Origin of the sequence: Neisseria shayeganii 871 (assembly GCF_000226875.1) — a bacterium.
Lineage (GTDB): Bacteria > Pseudomonadota > Gammaproteobacteria > Burkholderiales > Neisseriaceae > Eikenella > Eikenella shayeganii.
In genome coordinates, this window is sequence record NZ_JH164926.1 from 393,577 (window position 1) to 396,234 (window position 2,658).

The 2,658-nt window shown below is 45.7% G+C and carries 2 protein-coding genes and 1 pseudogene; all 3 read right to left on the reverse strand.

Annotation, left to right across the window (positions count from 1 at the left end; translation table 11 throughout):
• Positions 1–137: 137 nt before the first annotated feature.
• The gene (locus HMPREF9371_RS12380; RefSeq protein ID WP_009118109.1) at positions 138–461 is read right to left on the reverse strand and encodes a hypothetical protein; all 324 of its coding nucleotides are present in this window, start codon (positions 459–461) and stop codon (positions 138–140) included.
• Between the two features lie 268 nt (positions 462–729).
• Positions 730–1,005: a hypothetical protein gene (locus tag HMPREF9371_RS01765; RefSeq protein ID WP_232203063.1), complete on the reverse strand. Its 276-nt coding sequence runs from the start codon at positions 1,003–1,005 to the stop codon at positions 730–732.
• A 47-nt stretch (positions 1,006–1,052) separates the two neighbouring features.
• Positions 1,053–2,658, reverse strand: a pseudogene (locus tag HMPREF9371_RS10965) (hypothetical protein); the annotation flags it as partial.

Sequence of the window (2,658 nt, forward strand, 5' to 3'; positions counted from 1 at the left end):
CCCCCTGCAATCTAATCTTCCAAGACGATCTTTATCTTGATTTCCTAATCGTAACGGACTACTGATGCCTCAGCACTACCACTCCAATACCACTGATTGTTATCATCTCCACTAAATAGGTGCATCTACCCATTTTTTTAAAATTTAATAATCGGATCAGTTGAACTCAAAACTTCTACAATATGTTCGAAAAAAATAAAGCGGTAGTGGATAGCCTCATTTTCATAAATACCAAAACTCTCATCTTTAAACCACTCAAGAAAACCAGAATTATGCGATTTAAACATGAAAAAATTTCCATCTGGATTATGATTTTGAATAGTTCTTAATACATATGATTCTTGAGAAAACTTAAATAAAAAATAATTATTAAATATTATCTCTCCTTTAGGATTTTCCAATCTAATAGTTAATATATCATTACTGCTATTTAAGGAATCAACAGACGGAACTGTTGGCATAATAAATTCTTTTTCCCATATTTTTCCATATCAATATACCTTTTACAAATTTAAGGATTGTATCTTATTTCAATTTTTCTTGGAGATGATTGAATCTCTAATGTAGGGCGACCATCAGAACTAACCGATCTCACGACAACTCTAGTTCCATCTTGCATCTCCCCAACCCTTCCGACAGATAAGACTTTTACATTATTTAGATTTAATGAGTCAAACTCTGTATTCACCTGCTCAAACCCTCCTGAGCACTCATATTGGTCGTTCTACTTTATTCACCTGATCCATCCGGATAGTTTATAAAAATTCTCGCACTTTCTAAAGACATTCTAGTCCCATTTATGATTTCTAGTTTTCCATCGCTAATAATCATGGGATAGAATTCTATCAAGCCACCTTTACCAAATATAGCTTCATGCATTATCTCCCTGCCAAACTCATACATAGCTAATCGTGAAGAGAAATCAAAACTTGCATACCTATTCATCTCATTAACTGAAACATATAATTGATGCTTATTCTCTTTGATAAAAGTTTCTGAAGGCATATCTTCTCCTTCTTCTGTTAAAAGAACATTTCTATTAAGCTCGCATCTCATTTTCTAATTACTCCATCTTTTCCCCACCAAGTAAATCCACCTGATGAGTTAGGCACAATATGTAAATTTTCGATCACTCTTACACCTCCATTAGCTTTCGGGATTTGCACTTCGATATTGTAGTGATTAATATTTCCCTTTCCTTGAAAAATATTTCCAATAGGATGTGCTTGATTACCGAAGTCCTTTCTAAAGATTACTCTAGTTCCATCATCAAGTACATACATTAGTTGGTTTGGATGTCCTCCAGTAGGTGTTGCTTTATCTAAAGCTTGTTTAAGTACTTGAGTATTTATGTTTGAAGGCAGTGAAACTGGGATATTATTTCCAACTATTCCTTTAGTTGTAAGAACAGGAGGTCTGTGATTACCCGTTATCTCTCCATCCATCGGCGAAGGCGTTGTTCTGCCGCTCCCCCCGCCCGCGCCGGCCAATAAGGGATCGGCTGCTCCGCCCCTCAGCTTGGTGGCATCCTGAGAAAAGCTTCTTATCCATTCACGGACGCTGATGCCACCCGCAGGAGTACGTATCAGCGAGGTGGCCGTATCCACCAAGTTCAAAGCCAGGGCTTCGTTTGCTTCCGCCTGTTGCCGGATATCGGCATTGCTGCGCCCGGCGTGGCTGCGGCTTAGGCGGTCTCGGTGGGCAGGGGTGGTGTGCCCGGCAAAACGACCGGGGTTGTTGAATGCTTCGGGATTGTGTTTGTCGTATTGACGGTAATCCCAGCTGTATTCGAATCCGTTGCTTTTGAAGCGACCGCTCATCGGTAAGACCGACATGGCTACCTGATCGGTATAGCCGTCTTGGGATGATTTGTCCACCCAGCGCAGGATTTGTTTTTGCAGGCGGATAATGGCTTCTTGATCGGAAATGTCTTGGCCTTCCACTCTGCGCACTTGGGCTTTCATGGCCTCGACAAATTCCCGGGAGGTGGTCAGTTTGATTTCATCGGGGTGCAGTTGCCGGTTGTGCCAATCGGCATTGCTGCCGGTTACGGCGCCACCCGTGCCGCCTGCCATCCAACCGATGGCGGCAGCCCCCAAGGTATCTACCACGGCTTTGCCTGTGCCGCCCAAACGGTTGCCCAGTGCTTCCAAGTGAGGCGCGCTTAAGGCGGCTGCTCCTGCCCCCAATGCGCCGTCTGCGCTGCCGGTGAGTACTCCGCCGGCACCGGCGTGCAGGATGGCGCGTCCAATACCGCCTTCTTTCCACAATTCATAAGCAGCTTGGTTGTCGGCCAGGTATTGGTTGATGCGGTTTAAATCTGCCCTCAGTTCGGCTTTTTCTGCTTCGCTGTGGTTTTGCCGGAGTTCGGCTTCCAACAGGTTTTTCAGCATTTGGGCATGCTGGTAGTTTTGGGTGCTGCCTAAGTAGTCGGAAGCGACGGCAACGCCTTGTGCGGCGATGGGGGCGAAGTCTTGGCTGACGGCTCTTTGCAGGTCGATTTCGTTTTGCACCTTCTCGGCGTCGAAACGGTTGTTCAGGTAGCCTGCTTGGGCGTCGGCGGTGTCGCTGCGCCGGTCGGTGTAAATGGCGGCGGCGGCCTGTTCGGGGCTTTGGCCGGTATGGGCCTGTTGGGCAGCGGCGTCGGTGAGGCGGATG